13 protein-coding genes are annotated in these 15897 nt (G+C 44.0%); 10 read left to right on the plus strand and 3 right to left on the minus strand.

Annotated elements, in window-relative coordinates; translation table 11 throughout:
• The 3 genes from can (DEO27_RS30045) (at position 1) to can (DEO27_RS30055) (ending at position 2535) form a co-directional block, all read left to right on the plus strand.
• Positions 1–717 (plus strand): carbonate dehydratase, encoded by a 717-nt coding sequence (can, locus tag DEO27_RS30045; RefSeq protein ID WP_112574489.1) that lies wholly within the window; start codon positions 1–3, stop codon positions 715–717.
• 391 nt (positions 718–1108) lie between these two features.
• The gene (locus DEO27_RS30050) at positions 1109–1858 is read left to right on the plus strand and encodes a YoaK family protein (protein ID WP_112574488.1); all 750 of its coding nucleotides are present in this window, start codon (positions 1109–1111) and stop codon (positions 1856–1858) included.
• A gap of 20 nt (positions 1859–1878) precedes the next feature.
• The gene (gene can / locus DEO27_RS30055) at positions 1879–2535 is read left to right on the plus strand and encodes a carbonate dehydratase (RefSeq protein WP_091216057.1); all 657 of its coding nucleotides are present in this window, start codon (positions 1879–1881) and stop codon (positions 2533–2535) included.
• Positions 2536–2752: 217 nt separating this feature from the next.
• Here can (DEO27_RS30055) and pruA read toward each other — a convergent pair whose 3' ends face one another.
• The gene (pruA, locus tag DEO27_RS30060; RefSeq protein WP_112574487.1) at positions 2753–4390 is read right to left on the minus strand and encodes an L-glutamate gamma-semialdehyde dehydrogenase; all 1638 of its coding nucleotides are present in this window, start codon (positions 4388–4390) and stop codon (positions 2753–2755) included.
• A 238-nt stretch (positions 4391–4628) separates the two neighbouring features.
• On the opposite strand from pruA, the gene DEO27_RS30065 reads away from it, so the two are divergent.
• On the plus strand, positions 4629–5018 hold the full coding sequence (locus DEO27_RS30065; protein ID WP_112574486.1) for a DUF1801 domain-containing protein: 390 nt from the start codon (positions 4629–4631) through the stop codon (positions 5016–5018).
• 4 nt (positions 5019–5022) lie between these two features.
• A complete protein-coding gene (locus DEO27_RS30070; protein WP_112574485.1) occupies positions 5023–5370 on the plus strand; it encodes a VOC family protein in 348 nt (115 codons plus the stop codon).
• 193 nt (positions 5371–5563) lie between these two features.
• Here the strand turns inward: DEO27_RS30070 and leuS are convergent, their stop codons facing one another.
• The gene (leuS, locus tag DEO27_RS30075; RefSeq protein ID WP_112574484.1) at positions 5564–8368 is read right to left on the minus strand and encodes a leucine--tRNA ligase; all 2805 of its coding nucleotides are present in this window, start codon (positions 8366–8368) and stop codon (positions 5564–5566) included.
• Between the two features lie 261 nt (positions 8369–8629).
• Between leuS and DEO27_RS30080 the strand changes: the two genes are divergently transcribed.
• The 4 genes from DEO27_RS30080 (at position 8630) to sucD (ending at position 13334) form a co-directional block, all read left to right on the plus strand.
• A complete protein-coding gene (locus tag DEO27_RS30080) occupies positions 8630–9430 on the plus strand; it encodes a hypothetical protein (protein WP_112574483.1) in 801 nt (266 codons plus the stop codon).
• A 359-nt stretch (positions 9431–9789) separates the two neighbouring features.
• Positions 9790–10563, plus strand: a complete 774-nt coding sequence (locus DEO27_RS30085; protein WP_146750098.1) for a hypothetical protein — start codon at positions 9790–9792, stop codon at positions 10561–10563.
• A 138-nt stretch (positions 10564–10701) separates the two neighbouring features.
• A complete protein-coding gene (gene dctA, locus DEO27_RS30090) occupies positions 10702–11922 on the plus strand; it encodes a C4-dicarboxylate transporter DctA (RefSeq protein WP_112574481.1) in 1221 nt (406 codons plus the stop codon).
• 533 nt (positions 11923–12455) lie between these two features.
• Positions 12456–13334 (plus strand): succinate--CoA ligase subunit alpha, encoded by an 879-nt coding sequence (gene sucD / locus DEO27_RS30095; RefSeq protein ID WP_112574480.1) that lies wholly within the window; start codon positions 12456–12458, stop codon positions 13332–13334.
• Positions 13335–13566: 232 nt separating this feature from the next.
• Here the strand turns inward: sucD and DEO27_RS30100 are convergent, their stop codons facing one another.
• The gene (locus DEO27_RS30100; RefSeq protein ID WP_121809047.1) at positions 13567–14748 is read right to left on the minus strand and encodes an asparagine synthetase B; all 1182 of its coding nucleotides are present in this window, start codon (positions 14746–14748) and stop codon (positions 13567–13569) included.
• A gap of 273 nt (positions 14749–15021) precedes the next feature.
• Here DEO27_RS30100 and DEO27_RS30105 point away from each other — a divergent pair, with 273 nt between their 5' ends.
• Complete coding sequence (locus tag DEO27_RS30105; protein WP_112575797.1) at positions 15022–15525, plus strand: hypothetical protein; 504 nt, start codon at positions 15022–15024, stop codon at positions 15523–15525.
• The last annotated feature ends 372 nt before the right edge of the window (positions 15526–15897 follow it).

The following is a 15897-nucleotide window of genomic DNA, read 5'->3' on the forward strand; positions in this document are numbered from 1 at the left end:
ATGTCAACACAAGAAAATACAAACGGCAAAGCCGTAATAGATATCAACAATATTAAACTGGCCCAGGCAAACAGCTATAACACTTTAATTAAAAATAACGCTGCCTGGGTTGAGCGCAAACTGGCCGAAGACAGCGAGTTTTTCACCACTCTGGCCAAAGGTCAAAGCCCCGAAGTGCTGTGGATAGGCTGCTCTGACAGCCGTGTGCCTGCAAACGAGGTAACCGGTACCAAACCGGGCGAGGTGTTTGTACACCGCAACATTGCCAACGTATGTGTACACTCGGACATGAACATGCTGAGCGTGCTTGACTATGCCGTGAATGTGCTTAAGGTAAAACACGTTATTGTAGCCGGCCACTACGGATGTGGTGGTGTTGCTGCCGCTATGAGCAACAAACAGTTTGGTTTGATTGATAACTGGCTGCGCCACATTAAAGATGTTTACCGTTTACACGCCAAAGAGCTTGACGCTATTGCTGACGAAGCCGACCGCGTTAAACGCCTGGTTGAACTGAATGTGAGCGAGCAGGTTTATAACCTGTGCAAAACCACTATTATTCAAAACGCGTGGAAAGAACGTCATGACCTTGAAGTACACGGTTGGGTAATTGACCTGGCCAGCGGCCTGGTTAAAGACCAGCAGGTTACCAGTAGCAGCCCGCATAATTTAGGCTATGTGTACGAGTTTGCTACGGATGAGGTGGCTGCACACTAAAATATAATTTGATTAGGGCTTCCGACGCTGTAAGGGGCGAAGGGAGGTTTGATTGTTAAGTTGATCCCGGTACTTAGGAAGTGGCCGGGATTTTTTTGTGTCTTCGGCTAAGATATTCTTTAAATTAATGGATGGCAGCGTAAAAAAGGTTGGGATCGCGCGATTCCCCTCTTGAGAGGGGGGAGGGGTGTGTTTCGTAATGAGGTTAATGACTTGCCGACGAAACACACCCCTGCCACCGCTCTTTCCTATAGCTCCCCCTCTCAAGAGGGGAGTTGAAAAAAAAGTATTCCCAATCTGTTTAAAGTATTATCCGCAACATCAAACAAGCAAGTATAAACGTGGTTAAGTTTTTTGTAATTTTAAACGAAACCTCTGCCGCGAAACATTTATGCTTAAAGCTGTAAAAGAACAACGTACGCTGAAAGAAAACCTGATGCTGGCTTCGTCAACCGCGTTTGTGGCCGGGGTTACTAATGTGGCGGGAATGCTGGCTTTTCTGGCCTTCACCTCAAACATTACGGGGCACGTAGCCAACCTGGCCAAGCACATTGTTGAGCAAAACTACCACCAGATGATCATTTTTGTGGTTTGGCTCATGATGTTCTTCGCCGGTGCTTTTGTATCCAGTTTTATTATCCGTTCGTTTGAAGATAAAAGCCGCTGGAAGGCCAATTCTACGCCAATGATAGTTGAGGCCATTATTTTGCTGGCGGTAGCTATATATGGTCATAACTTTTACCAGGAAACGCAACTGGAACGCGAGATTGTGATTAGCGCCACGTTGTTTTCGATGGGATTACAGAATAGTCTGGTTTCTAACATTTCGGGCGGGTTGATCAAATCCAGTCATTTAACCGGTTTGTTTACCGACCTGGGCAGTGAGGTTGCCGAGTGGTTTCATCCCCGTACAAAGAACACCGAAACAGCAGGTAATAAAATATTGGTCAGGTTTACTGTACTTGGCTTTTACCTGTTTGGCGGACTGGCGGGCGGTTATTTATTTAACCTTTACGAGTTTGCCATTTTTTATTTTATCCCGGTTATTTTGCTCACCATCATGTATTATGACGTTTCGCCGCTTGCATTGCATAAACTAAGCCGTATGTTTGCATCGGGCAAACGCCAAACCGCATCTTAAAACATCAATCTTAAAAAATTATGAGTTCTCAAATTCATGACACCAGTCACATCACCTACGAAGGTTTACTGGAAGGAAACAAAAAGTTTATTGAAGGCGCTTTAGCCGAAGATCCTGAATATTTTGACAAGCTTGCTAACGGTCAAAAACCGCCGGTATTATGGATTGGCTGCGCCGATAGTCGTGTACCTGCCAACCAGATCACCAATACCGCTCCGGGCGAGATTTTTGTGCACCGTAACATTGCCAACATGGTTATCCACTCGGATATGAACATGTTGAGCGTGCTTGACTATGCCGTGAATGTATTGAAAGTAAAACACGTGATTGTTACCGGTCATTACGGTTGTGGTGGCGTTAATGCTGCTATGGGTAACAACCAGTTTGGCCTGATTGATAACTGGCTGCGCCACATTAAAGACGTTTACCGTTTACATGCCGATGAGCTTGACGCCATTACTGATGAAACAGAGCGCAGTAACCGCCTGGTTGAGCTGAACGTAATAGAAAACGTAAACAACCTTTGCAAAACATCCATAGTACAAAACGCCTGGAAAAACGGCCAGGACCTTTCTGTACACGGTTGGGTTTATAGCCTCAGCACCGGTGTTATCAACGATATGAAGGTAAGTACATCCAGCAACGAGAAAATGGATGCCGTGTTTAAATTTAAATAGTCGTTAGATTCAAGAAGTCAAGAGTCAAGAAACAAGACAGAAGGACTAATATACATAAAACGTCATTGCGAGGTACGAAGCAATCCCAAACTATACAGACCAGCTCTGTAGATCGGGGATTGCTTCGTGCCTCGCAATGACGTTTTTATTTGAGGTCATCGATTCAAGGAAGCTCATTCTTGCTTCCTGAATCTTGACTTCCTGATTCTATTATCAACTACACTTCCTTAGCCAAAAACGGATACCTGTAATCTTTTGGCGGATCAAAGGTTTCTTTGATGGTACGAGGTGACACCCAACGTAACAGGTTGATCATTGATCCGGCTTTATCATTAGTGCCTGATCCCCTTGCGCCGCCAAATGGCTGCTGACCAACTACTGCTCCTGTAGGTTTATCATTAATATAAAAGTTACCAGCCGCGTTACGTAAACGGGTAGTAGCTTTCTCGATAGCATACCTGTCTTGGGAGATAATTGAGCCTGTAAGCGCGTAGATCGATGTTTTATCTACAACGTCAAGGATCTCATCAAATTTATCGTCTTCGTAAACGTAAATAGTTAGTACCGGGCCAAAAAGCTCCTCGCACATGGTTACGTAATACGGGTCTTCAACTTTCAATACAGTTGGCTCAATAAACCAGCCTTGGGTTTTATCATAGTTACCGCCGGCAACAATTTCAACGCCCTCGTCGGTTTTGGCAGCATCAATGTATTTAGCCAGTTTATCAAACGATACTTCGGTGATAACGGCATTTACAAAGTTTTCAAAATCCTCTACCGGACCTATTTTAAACGATGTAATATCGCGCTGCATGTTTTCTTTTACCGCAGGCCATAATGAAGCCGGGATATACGCCCTTGAAGCAGCAGAACATTTTTGTCCCTGGTATTCAAACGCGCCACGAACAAGTGCAGTGCTTACCACTTCGGCATTGGCGCTTGGGTGGGCAAGTACAAAGTCCTTACCGCCGGTTTCGCCTACAATGCGTGGGTAGGTTTTGTATTTGTGGATATTGGTACCGATAGTTTGCCAGATGTTCTGGAATACTTTGGTTGAACCTGTGAAGTGGATACCTGCAAAATCAGGGTGGTTAAAGATCACCTCGCCTGCAACAGGGCCATCAACATAAATCAGGTTGATAACACCATCAGGTACGCCGGCTTCTTTAAAGATCTTCATGATCACGTTAGCGGCGTAGATCTGCGGGTAAGCAGGTTTCCAAACTACTACGTTGCCCATCATGGCAGCTGATGCAGGCAGGTTGCCTGCAATAGCGGTAAAGTTAAAAGGCGTAAGCGCGAACACGAAACCTTCCAGCGGGCGTTGCTCCACACGGTTCCAAACACCTTTGCCTGATACAGGCGGTTGTTGTTTGTAGATCTCGGTCATGTATTCTACGTTGAAACGCAGAAAGTCGATCAACTCACAAGCCGAATCAATTTCGGCCTGGTACGCGTTTTTTGACTGACCAAGCATGGTAGAAGCATTGATCTCGGCGCGGTATGGTCCGGCGATGAGCTCCGCAGCTTTCAGGAATATGGCGGCGCGGTGTTCCCAGGCCAGGTTTTCCCAGTCGGCTTTGGCTGTAAGGGCAGCGTCAATAGCAGCAGTAACATGGCTCGCGTCACCTTCGCTGAAGGTAGCCAATAAATGTTTATGATCATGCGGCGGACGGATCTCCAACTTGGTGTTGGTACGTACTTCTTTGCCGCCAATGTACATAGGTATATCGATTTGTTGGGCACGACCAGCTTCAAGAGCTGCTTTAAGCGCCACACGCTCCAAACTCCGCGGACCGTAATTTAAGACGGGCTCATTCACCGGTGCCGGAACATTAAAAAATCCTTTAAGCATAGATGGGTAATTTATGTTGCCGCAAAGATAGGGATTTTGCAATTGAAGGTGGGATAGGGGAATGTCAAATTAATAGTAGGGAATATATATGTCATTGCGAGGCACGAAGCAATCGCACGGAAGCATTTCCGCCATGTATGGTATGCGATTGCTTCGTTCCTCGCAATGACATGGTTAAATAAAATTGATTTTCGAAAGTTTATTATGTTGTAAGTATCAACAGTTACCTTTAAACCATATGACCACGCTCACCCCAATCGATCACTTCTACCTCACCAAAGAAGAACCCAACCGGAGCTGCCTGTTGGCCTTACGTGATATCATTCTGTCGTTTGATGCGGATATTACCGCCGAGTGGAAATACAATATGCCTTTCTTTTATTATAAAGGCAAAATGTTTTGCTACCTGTGGGTCCATACCAAAAAGCAGTGGCCGTTTTTAGGTATGGTTGAGGGTAAGCACCTGCACCATCCCGATTTGACATTTGAAGATCGCGCCCGGATCAAGATCATGATTTTTAATCCGGAGGAGGATTTGCCTGTTGATACCATCCGGTTAATTTTGAATGAGGCAATTGATCTGTACAGAACAGGGTTGGTTAAATTGCCGAAGAGAAAGAAGAATTAAAACGATGAAACTGAAATTACTGGTTATAAGAACTGCCGATATGCAGAAGTTGGTTGATTTTTATAAGTTGCTGGGCTTTAGTTTTGATTACCACCAGCATGGTAATTCCCCGTATCATTATTCGACTACCATCGATGGAACGGTGATTGAGATATATCTGCTTACTAAAAGTCAAACAGAGGCAGATAAAAACCTTCGCTTAGGTTTTGAGCTGGATGATTTTGATGGGGCGATTGAATTATTAGAAAAGTCCGGAGTGCCGTTTGCATCCGCGCCGTCAGAAACCGATTTTGGTTTCATGGCAGTTGTTGTTGACCCGGATGGCAGAAGGGTGGAGTTGTATAAGAAGTGATGAAAGCATCTCCTCTTGTCATGCTGAACTTGTTTCAGCACCCCACAGGCTAAGTCTGCGCGTGCATGCCGGTGACCTGTCCTATGAGATCCCGAAACAAGTTCGGGACGACGAGATAGGAAATAAAAAGCCCCGGTATTGCTGTACAATACCGAGGCTTAAATTTTAAAGTGCCTCCGCCAGTCGGCGGATGCTAAACCACCATATTAACAATGCGGCCTTTAACCACAATCAGTTTTTTAGGGGTTTTGCCATCCAGGTATTTTTGTACATCGGCGTTAGCTAAAACGGTTGCTTCTATTTCTTTAGCATCAAGGCTTAACGAGATGCTCAGGTTCATTTTCATTTTGCCATTGATAGAGATCGGGTAAGCAAACTCGTCTTCAACCAAATACTCTGCATTGAATTTAGGGAACGGCGCGTATGATAAAGTACCATCGGCATTACCTAACAACGACCATAGTTCCTCGCAAATGTGTGGGGCGTACGATGAAAGAATGATCACCATATCCTGCAAAATAGCGCGGTTGTTGCATTTCAGATCGGTTAATTCATTAACAGCGATCATAAAGCTTGAAACTGAAGTGTTGAACGAGAAGCGCTCAATATCTTCCTCAACCTTTTTAATGATCTTATGTAATGATTTGAACTCGGCTTTTGACGGGGCTGCATCGCTTACGCCAAATTCCCAGGCATCATTATGAAATAACCTCCAGAATTTGCGCAAGAATTTGAACACGCCCTCGATGCCATTGGTATTCCAAGGTTTGCTCTGCTCCAGCGGACCTAAGAACATCTCATACATACGCAAAGTATCGGCACCAAAACGGGTTGCTATATCATCAGGGTTTACAACGTTGTAATACCTCTTCGACATTTTTTCGACCTCAACACCACAGATATATTTGCCATTTTCCAGGATGAATTCCGCATCGGCAAACTCAGGTCGCCATTGTTTAAACTTAGCAATGTTTAGTACTTCGTTTTCAACGATGTTAACGTCAACGTGTATTGGCGTAGTTTTATGTTCTTTGATCAATCCGTGCGATACATAGGTGTTGGTACCTTTGCCTTCCTCATCAATCAGCCTGTAAACAAAGTTACTGCGGCCCTGGATCATGCCCTGGTTAATCAATTTTTTGAAAGGCTCTTCTTCAACAACAAGGTCAAGATCTTTCAAAAATTTATTCCAGAAACGGCTGTACAACAGGTGACCTGTAGCATGTTCGCTGCCACCGATGTAAAGGTCAACGTCTTTCCAGTATTCAATAGCCTCGCGCGATGCAAACTCTTTATCGTTTTGGGCGTCCATATAACGGTACCAGTACCAGCTTGAACCGGCCCAGCCCGGCATGGTGCTTAGCTCGTAAGCCAAACCGCCCTCATATTTCCAATCTTCGGCGCGGCCCAGTGGTGGTTCGCCGGTTTCGGTTGGGAGGTATTTATCAATTTCAGGTAGCAACAATGGCAAGTGACTTTCGTCAATTAAATATGGCAAGCCATCTTTAAAGTAAACCGGCACCGGCTCGCCCCAATAACGTTGACGACCGAAAATGGCATCGCGCATCCTGAAGTTCACTTTGGCTTTACCTGCGTTGATCCCTTCCAGTTTGGCAACTACGGCAGTAGTCGCTTCTTTGTAGGCCAGGCCGTTGATAAAATCAGAATTGACGTAGGCTCCTTCTTTGGTTGGATCTGCCTCAGTTTCGATGTTTTGAATATCGAGGATTTGTACTACCGGCAAATTAAAATGCTTTGCAAACAGGAAATCACGCTGATCGCCCGATGGTACTGCCATAACTGCTCCGGTTCCGTAACCAGCCAATACGTAATCAGCAATCCAGATAGGAATTTGCTGACCGTTCAGTGGATTAAGCACATAGCTGCCGGTAAACGCGCCAGATACAGTCTTGGCATCAGCCATCCTGTCCAGTTCCGATTTCTTTTTGGTTTGCGCGATGTAAGCTTCAATATCTGCCTTTTGCTCAGGAGTTGTCAATGAAGCTACCAGTTCATGCTCAGGGGCAATTACCAGGAAAGTAACACCGAAAATAGTATCAACCCTTGTTGTAAATACTTCGATGAAATCGGTATCCAAAGCGGCGTTATGACCAGATTTGTCTATCGGGAATTTAACACTTGCTCCGGTACTTTTACCAATCCAGTTCCTTTGCATTTCTTTCAAAGGTTCCGGCCAGTCAATAGTGTCCAGGCCTTGCAATAACCTTTCGGCATAGGCGGTAATGCGCATGCTCCATTGGGTCATTTTCTTTTGCTCAACAGGGTAGCCGCCGCGCTCGCTAAAGCCGTCTTTTACCTCGTCGTTTGCCAATACGGTACCAAGGGCCGGGCACCAGTTTACGGTGCTTTCGCGCAGGTAGGTAAGGCGATATTTTAACAGTTCGTCCTGCTGTTGCTGGTTGCTGAACGCTTTCCATTCACCGGCAGTAAAACTTAAAATTTCATCATCACAAACGGCATTGATGCCTGCAGAGCCTTTAGTTTCAAAATGCGCAACCAGTTTATCAATTGACTGGGCTTTGTCTGCATCTTTATTATACCAGCTGTTAAACAACTGCATAAAGATCCACTGGGTCCATTTATAATAGTCGGGCGAGCTGGTACGTACCTCGCGGCTCCAATCGAACGAAAAGCCGATCTGGTCAAGCTGGCGACGGTAGGTAGCAATATTATCTTCGGTAGTTATGGCAGGGTGCTGACCGGTTTGAATAGCGTATTGCTCGGCAGGTAAGCCAAAGCTATCATAACCCATAGGGTGCAACACGTTAAAGCCTTTTAAACGTTTGTAGCGTGCAAAAATATCTGAAGCGATATAGCCCAGCGGGTGCCCAACGTGTAGACCAGCCCCTGATGGGTAAGGGAACATATCCAGCACATAATACTTGGGTTTGCTGCTTTTGTCTTCGGCTTTGAAGGTTTGGTTTTGTGCCCAAAACTGCTGCCATTTTTGCTCTATCTCTTTAAATTGGTAGTCCATTTGATTTTTTACGCGTATGAGGTTGCGAAATTAAGCATTTCCCTATTAGTTTAGTAGTTATTAATGGATTAGTTGCAGTCAACTACGTTTTTTAAAGAATTTCCCCGCGATTGTGAAGCCCGTAACATTGGCTAACCTTTTGCACTGCCATTTCGTACAAGCGGATGTAAACGAGATTATAACCCTTCTACCCTTAAATATTTTCAAAATTTCTTTAATTAATTGATAATAAGTTAAATTTGCACCCGTAAAATCCTAAACATGAAACACAACTACAAAATTATAGTATTGCTGCTTGCCGGCATTATTGCTATTTACACCTCGTGCCATAAGCTTAATATGGTGCCTGCTAATCAAAGTACCGTAAGTAAAAAAGAGGCCAGTGTGCAAATTGCACAAAGCCTTGTTGGTATTTTTAATCCCGAAAATGGCGGCTTTGATTTTAAGAACGGTTTAAGTATGCCAACCAACCTATCCCTGAACAAAAAAGGGAAGATCAAAGTACAATCGGTTGATCCAAAACCGGAGTGTGGCGCTAAAAAAGATACTACCATTTCGCTTAATTTAGATGAAAGTGATACCTCTAAACTTGATATCTGGGCCAAGGTTAAGTATGAGCTTACCTGTACCAACGGCATTCCATCAGGTGTTACGGCTAACGACAGCTTAAACATGACTATGGTAAGCGGCGAATATAAATTGCTTTTAAAAATGGGCGAAAACCTGACGCTGAGAAGCCTTAACCCAGGTGTTGCACATGCGCAATATTCGTTTGATGGTCCGGTGAATTATTACGCTAAGGTTGATTATACCAAGCCAACAACCGATAATCCAAATGTTGAGGGTACATTTAATTACAACTTTAAATCAATTGTTGTTGACCCTACTAAAGACCCTGATTTTATTTTAAGCGGTAGCGCCACTTTCGCAAGTAAAGGAAATATCGGCAAAAATACCTGGAACTATAAAGGAACTATAACCTTTTTAGGCGGCCATAAAGCCAAGATCACTATCGAGGGTACAGTTTATACCGCCGACCTGATGACCGGTGAAGTAAATTAATCCTGGAAAAAATAGAAAAAGCCCTGCTTCTTTAACAGAACGCAGGGCTTTTTTATGTGCTGCGGTTTTCAATAGTTATTAAAAAACGTTTTTATAAATAAAGTGGCATAGTTTTTATTTTTCATTTCAACTGGGGAATTTATTGCCCGTTTCTGTTCCTCAAAGCGGGGAATTTGGAGTGTTGGAGATTTTATCTTGTGGCAATGTAATGGCTTACAGGTTAAGTTTATTTTCGCTTCTGTCAGATAATCAATGTGAAAGCATAAAATATAAGGTTTTGCAAAAGTTATTTTGGCAATGGTATGCTTGTTGCCAAAATAGAGCGAAAAGGCTCTAAACTTAAATCTTATATCACATTTATGAAATTAAATCTACGCGGCTTACTCCCTTTCCTGGCAGGTGTGGCTGTCCTTTATTCTGCCTGTACTAAATCAGGAGCTGTAAAACCCGATACTTCAAATGTAAAAGCAAGCGATAACGTAGCCAGCTCGGCAATTGCAGATAACCTTGCCAAATCATTAGCAGGTTCATTTGGTGGTTCCAGCGTTAAAGATGGCGTTGCCCCTTCAATTAATTCATCATCTAAAGTTAAAGTACAAAGTACCTATAGTTGCGGTTTTTATGTAGATACCGCCCTGAACTATGTATTTAACCAGGGTGATACCTTAAAGGCAACTAAAACCGGCGGCGTTCAATACTACTTTGTATGCGAGAATGACAAAACTGTTGGTTATGATTCAATTGATTCGTTAAATACCGTAGGCAGTGGGCCTGGTTTCTCTTACGTGTATAACATCGTTCAAAAATACAAGGTAAGGGGCGTTAACACCAATAATTCCAATTTCTCGATGGAAGGCCCTATGAAAGCCTATGCCGATAATGAATACCCGAGGTACAAAACTTTCAGCAGGGTTCACAACACTTATGTGTTCAGCAAACTTTATATACACGGTGATGATAACTTTGATATCACCAGCGGTACTGCAACCTTCCATTCGGAAGGTAAAACAAATGGTGGAGGCTGGGATTACAGCGGTACCATTACATTTCTGGGTAACCACAAAGCTAAACTCACCTTCCTTAACAAAACATTCTTAGTTGATTTGTTAACCGGTACATCAACACCGGCTTAATAAAAAAAACCTTTCAGCCAAATAAGTTCATGCCCTGTGCCGGTTTTTCGGTACGGGGCTTTTTTGTGGGCGAAAATTAACTTGCTATATTGCTGCACTAACCCGTAGCTACCCCTTTAGGTTGTCGGGAGATAAACCATGAAACGCCTCTTATCAAACTTAACTTTCCAGGTACTTATAGCTATCGCCCTTGGGGTTGTTGCCGGTCTTTATGTCAAAGGTTTTGCACCCACTGCCGATCTGATCAGCAAGACATTTATCAGTCTTATTACCATGCTGATTGCGCCTATCATATTTTTAACTATTGTACTGGGTATTGCCGGTATGAGCGATATGAAAAAGGTTGGCAGGGTAGGCGGTAAGGCATTGCTTTATTTTGAGATTGTGACCACCTTCGCGCTTATCATAGGCGTAACGGTGGCCAATATCATCAAGCCAGGTGCCGGGTTTGAAAACCATGCCGCCAAAATGGACACCACCAAATTAGCGGTATACGAAAAAGCTGCCGCCGAAATGCATTGGGGCGATTTTATAGCGCATATAGTCCCTTCAAATATGTTTGACGCTTTTGCCAAAGGTGATATTTTGCAGATTCTGTTTTTTGCCATATTATTTGGTTTTGGCCTGAGTAAGATGGGTGAAACCGGGCAAACCGTAATCCAACTGTTTGACAAGCTCTCCAAAGTATTTTTCAACATCATGAAAATAGTGATGAAGGTAGCCCCGATTGGTGCTTTCGCAGGAATGGCTTTTACGGTGAGTAAATACGGCATACAAACACTTAAGCCGTTGGCCCTGCTGATGGGCTCGGTTTACCTGACAATGTTCCTGTTTATTTTTGTGATATTGAATATCATTTGCAGGCTGTTCAAATTCAGTCTTTGGGAGTATCTCAAGTACATCAGGCAGGAGATATTGATTGTGCTGGGCACATCCTCGTCCGAGTCGGCATTACCGGCCATGATGGAGAAGATGGAAAAGTTTGGGTGCTCCAAATCGGTGGTGGGCCTGGTGATCCCTACAGGTTATTCTTTTAATTTGGATGGTACTACTATTTACCTGTCCATGTGCGTGATATTTTTGGCGCAGGTGTTTAATATTCCACTTTCTTTGGGTCAGGAGCTAACCATAATCGGGATACTGATGATCACCTCAAAAGGAGCAGCAGGTGTTACCGGCAGTGGCTTTATTGTACTCACCAGTACGCTTACCGCCATCAAAATAATCCCGGTTGAGGGTTTGGCGATATTGATCGGCGTTGACAGGTTTATGTCAGAAGCGCGGGCTATTACCAACGTGATAGGTAATGGCGTGGCTACTATTGTGATTGCGAAGAGTGAGGGGGAGTTCAGGGAGTAATTTCGGATTTGAGATTTTCGATTTCGGATTTTTGTCCGAACCGGAATTTGACGGATTTTTTTGGAGGGCCTGGATTTTTGTCTGAACTCGAATTAAACGAATTATTGGAATTTATTGAATTTGCTGAGCATTCCGGCAAATCATAAATTCCGGTTCAGACAAATATTCTGTTAATTCTTAAATTTTGAAAATTCTGATTCTGACAACTGCGTTAGGGATAGTAGCGGATACCGGCCTGTGATTAAAGCCTGTGTAGTATGAGCGTATAGCCCGGCCGGAGGTAACGCCCTTGTTATCGGTTTGCAGTAGGTAGTTTTCAGCAGGCAGTTTCTTCTTTAGGTTACAGAATAAACACGCTTTATCACAAGAAAATGCAACCTCCTAAATATACATTTTCCTGTAGACCCGCCTAACGATATAATAACCAGGTATCCACCAAAGTCACTTTTGTGTTAACATATAAATTTAGATTACAATAAGGTTTGACATTCGGGCAAAAACTTTAGCTTTGCCGTACTAAAACGAAAAAACCAATGAGTGTACTCGTAAATAAAGATTCAAAAGTTATTGTACAAGGTTTCACCGGTAAAGAGGGTTCATACCATGCCGAGCAAATGATTGCTTACGGAACTCAGTTAGTTGGTGGTGTTACACCAGGTAAAGGTGGCCAAAGCCATTTAGACAGGCCGGTATTTAACACAGTTAAAGATGCTGTAGTTGCAACCGGTGCTGATGTATCCATCATTTTTGTACCTCCTGCTTTTGGCGCTGATGCCATTATGGAAGCCGCCGAAGCCGGCATTAAGGTTATTGTTTGTATTACCGAAGGTATCCCTACAAAGGATATGATTGCGGTTAAAGAATATTTATCAGATAAGGATGCTCGCCTGATTGGCCCTAACTGCCCGGGTATCATCACTGCTGATGAAAGCAAAATTGGTATCATGCCAGGCTTTATCTTCAAAAAAGGTAACGTTGGTGTGGTTTCAAAATCAGGTACTTTAACTTACGAAGCGGTTGACCAGGTGGTTAAAGCCGGTTTGGGTATCACTACAGCTATCGGTATCGGTGGCGACCCTATCATTGGTACACCAACCAAAGAAGCTGTTGAATTATTAATGAACGATCCGGATACTCATGGTATCATCATGATTGGCGAAATTGGCGGTAACATGGAAGCTGATGCTGCCCGCTGGATCAAAGCAAACAGTACTAAACCGGTTGTAGGTTTCATCGCAGGCCAAACAGCGCCTCCGGGCCGCCGTATGGGCCACGCAGGTGCTATCGTAGGTGGTGCAGATGATACCGCTGCTGCTAAAATGAAGATCATGGCCGAGTGCGGTATCCGCGTGGTTGAGTCGCCAGCTGAAATTGGCGCTGCCATGGCAGAAGAATTGGCTAAGTTAGCTTAAAGCTTAAGGCGGAAAGCCGAAAGCTTTTTAATATTGAGAAATCCCGGTCATAGTTTGGCCGGGATTTTTTGTTTGAGGCCGTTATAGTATACCAACGGGTACGAGTGTAAAAACTATGTCATTGCGAGGAGGAGCGACGAAGCAATCGCATGCTATACAGAGCGACTCTGTCTCCGTGCGATTGCCACGCTTTCGCTCGCAATGACATATTTTTAGGAATGAGCTTCAAAAATCACGTTTTCTGTTTTTTCTTCTTCGCGGCCGGGAAAAGTACATTATTTAAGATCAACCTATAACCGGGAGAATTGGGGTGCAGTTTAAGATCTGTCGGTGGGTCGTTTACGGCGTGCTGGTAATCTTCAGGGTCATGGCCGCCGTAAAATGTCCATTGGCCTTTGCCGTATTCGCCGTGGATGTAGCGGGCTTCGTTGGCGGTTTTCATTTCGCCCATGATGGTAACGCCGGGCTTAAGCATACTTTTATTGTAGGCTGTGGTTAAGCCCATAAAGCCTTTAATCACTTTGTCATGATCTTGAGTAAGCATGCTGGGCACCACATCCCATTTGGCCGAAAAATCAAACAACGTAAAGAAATCACGTGTACGGTCGACCTGACGGGTGGTGGTAACATCAATATTGCTGAATGAATGCGAAATGGGGTTCATATCCAGCGTGAAATTCTGAAAAGCGAAAGTCTGACTGAAGTCGAGTTTAGATTGTGCGTCCTGGTCGGCGGCATCACCGTCAAACATACGTTCGCAGATATCGGTATTTGCGGCTGATAGTGCGATATCAAAAGTATCGGTACCCGAACACATGGCAAACAGGAAGCCGCCGCCTGCGCAAAAGTCGCGGATGTTTTGAGCTACAGCCAGTTTCATTTTTGATACTTTGCTGAAGCCCAGTTTATGGGCCATGGCCTCCTGGATCTTGATATCGTCGGTATACCATTGCGCGTAACGGAAAGCACCGTAAAACTTGCTGTACTGGCCGGTAAAATCTTCATGGTGCAGGTGCAGCCAATCATACTTGGGCAGTTCGCCGTGGATCACTTCTTCGTCGTAAACCAGGTCGTACGGAATTTCGGCGTATTTCAAAACCAGGGTAACGGCATCATCCCAGGGTAGTTTGTTTTTAGGCGAATAAACCGCCATTCGCGGTGCTTTCTCCAGTTTAACCAAATCCATATTTACTGAAGGGTCGCTTACTTCGGTTATGATTTCATTGGCTTTGGCATCGGCAATAACTTCATAGCTTACCCCGCGGATTTTGCATTCCTCTTCAACTTTGGGCCCGTATTTCATCATAAAACTCCCGCCGCGATAGTTGAGCAGCCAGTCGACCTCCTCGCCGTTTTTGAGCACCCAGAAAGCGATTCCGTATGATTTGAGATGGTCTTTTTGCTCATCATCCATCGGGATCAATATAGATGCGGCCTTTGCTGTTAAAGGTAAAAGGTAAAAGGCGAAAGGTAAAAGGAATTTCAGCTTTACAAGTAAAAGACGCAATGTAAGAGCTGAAAAGTTATTGCCTGATGATTTATTCACAATCCTTGTTGATTTATTATTGCCGGGTTATCAAATGTAACGAATAAACGGCTAATGTATTTTAACCATTTTTAACACATCAAGGCTTCGGGCATCGGCTATGTTGTTTTAGTTTTATAGCGGCATTAACCCTGGCCTTAAATGAGTTTATCTGTTATTATCAGAAATGTTTTCCTTGCAGTTGTCGTGTCGATCTCCTGCTTATCTGCAAAGGCCCAAAGCGGTAATCCGGGAATGCGCCTTAATCGCGATGTCTTAATTAAAAAGCTTATGCAGGCTGATAGCAGTCTTGTTTTTAAACGCGATACGGATATTAGTTTGCTACCTAATTATGTTGCTATTGATGCCAACGGGAGCCAGGCGCAATTAATTGGCAAGCCCGATGAACTGATGATAGCTAAGTGGACTTACGTTTTTACTGCTGATGAAAAAGTAAACCTCGTCGAGCTGCAGAAACTGGCCTGGTTTGCCAATACGCTGGGCGAACAGGAAGGGCTCGACTGGTTTTTTGCCCAGCTGGCCGAATTGGGAAAGGATTACAAAAAGCCAATTTCAGAGATCAGGATGTTTGATTCAAAACGGAAGGGAGAGATCACGTATTCGCCCAAAGAAAAGATCTTTTCCATGACGTTTACGCCCTGGTAAGTTACGAGGCATCACCCATGCATGCGCCGTAGGTGCTATCTATTCGCCCAAAGAGAAAACCTTTTGCATGATGTTTACGCCTTGATAAGTTATGGAGTATCACCTGTAATGCGCCGTAGGCGCTACCTGTTTGTAGGACATTATATTTAAGAATCATTTGCGCCGTTAGGTGCTACCCAATATGCGCGTTATAAAGGGGGGTAGCACCTAACGGTGCACAAACTACTAATAATTTATTTGCTACAAACAGGTATCCCCTACGGGGAATTAGCTACTGGCCACAGGTACATGCAATAGCCTTACTTTCATTAACCTTTCGCCTTTAACCTTTCAGTTTTAACCTTTTTCTTTAATCCTCAATTTTATTACCTT

Source organism: Mucilaginibacter rubeus (assembly GCF_003286415.2).
Classification (GTDB): Bacteria; Bacteroidota; Bacteroidia; order Sphingobacteriales; family Sphingobacteriaceae; genus Mucilaginibacter; species Mucilaginibacter rubeus_A.